We start from the raw sequence: 1,487 nt of genomic DNA on the forward strand, positions 1-1,487 counted from the left end.
TGGCTATTCAACGTTGAGCGTGGAGCCCTTGTTGGTGGGGGATCCTGCGGCGTCGGCGTGTCTGCCTGACGCTGGTGCCTAGGATACGTGATTGATAGTTCTTCTGGTTGCGGAACCCGCGGCCGGTGCGCTTGATGTGTTTGATCCCGGTGTTGGCCGCTTCAGTACGAGCGTTGGTGACCTGGGTGCGGACGAAGACCTTGATCTCGGTCCACCAGTTCCCGACGGTGGCGGCGAGTTTATCGGTCTCGGCCATGTCAGCGGCGGCCACCGCCATTTCGAAGTCGATCCGGGCGTTCTGGGCTGCCGGGATGTCCTTGGCGGCCAGCATGACCCGTAGGCGCTCCTTGACCGCCCAGGCGGCAGCAACCTGCTCATAGTCAGCATCTTCGAGGACTTGCTCTAACCGGTGGAGTCCGGCGTCGGTGAGTCGGTCCCCGGCGCGCAGCAGCAGCATCCGGTGAGCCCACACCGAGTCCTCTTTCCGGCCTCGCCGGCCCAAGACTTCGCGGGTGACCCGTTGCCGGACCTCGGTGAGCATCTGGTTACCGAGGCGAACCACGTGCCAGTGATCAACGCTGATCTCCACCGCCGGCAGCACCTGGCGTACGGCGTTGCGGAACGCGCTGGAGGGATCGATCGCGACCACCTGCAGCTGCTCCAGCCAGGCCTGGGAACGTTGGTTCAGCCAGCGGGTGATGTTCGCACTGGAGCGCCCGTCAACGACGCCGAGGACGTGGCCAGTCTCAGCGTTGACGAAGGTCGACATCCACGGCTCCACCCGGCACCACTGAGCAGTGTCGGGGTGCTTGAACCACTTCGCCCGAGCGAAACGGTGCTCATCAATCCCCAGCGCCCGCACCGGCACCTGATCAGGGTCAGGAATGGTGAGGGTATCGGCCACTACTGCGGCGTTGATCGTCGCCCAACCCAGCCGGTGACGGGCACAAGCACGCCAGATCGGCATCCCCTCATCCAGCACCGCCTCCACAGCAGCCGCCTTCAACCGGGTGGTGCAGCGGGCCCGGAACCCCAACTGGTTGGTCACCTGGGTGAAGGTCCGCCGAGCACAGGCGACCTCCACGCAGAGGAACCGCGGCTTGATGATCACCAGTTCGATGTCCTTGCCGCCGACGCCGAGGTCCTTGACCCGCTGGCGGGTGCGCTGATGCACCCGGGCCGAGATCACCCCGCAGTCAGGGCAGGCCGCCTCGACGCTGTTGGCAGCGGCGCTGACCCGCCGGCCGCCCAGCGGAAGATCACAGGCTGAGAGCACCTGGTAGCCCTCCAGGTTGAACACCACCGAGGTCGGATCCCGAACTGCGTCAATGACGCTGCTGGCAGTGGGCAGGGACAGGTGTGGGCCCGTAGGCTGGAACATGGCTCGCGTCCTTTGCTACTTGGAAGATAGATCGGCAAAATCCATCATCCAACAAGGGCGCGAGCCCCTTGACTCGACACACCTCCACGCTCAACCGCGAATGGCC

General features: G+C 65.0%; 1 protein-coding gene. It reads right to left on the reverse strand.

From position 1 onward, the window contains the following. Nucleotides 1–7: 7 nt before the first annotated feature. Complete coding sequence (locus IEW85_RS14200) at nt 8–1,381, reverse strand: ISL3 family transposase (RefSeq protein ID WP_229659065.1); 1,374 nt, start codon at nt 1,379–1,381, stop codon at nt 8–10. Between the last annotated feature and the right edge of the window lie 106 nt (nt 1,382–1,487).

It is taken from the genome of Nesterenkonia cremea (assembly GCF_014642675.1).
Taxonomy (GTDB): Bacteria; Actinomycetota; Actinomycetes; order Actinomycetales; family Micrococcaceae; genus Nesterenkonia; species Nesterenkonia cremea.

Bases quoted from the DNA above. Each gene is read 5' to 3' on its own strand.
- IEW85_RS14200 (WP_229659065.1), bottom strand. From the start codon at position 1,381: ATGTTCCAGCCTACGGGCCCACACCTGTCCCTGCCCACTGCCAGCAGC.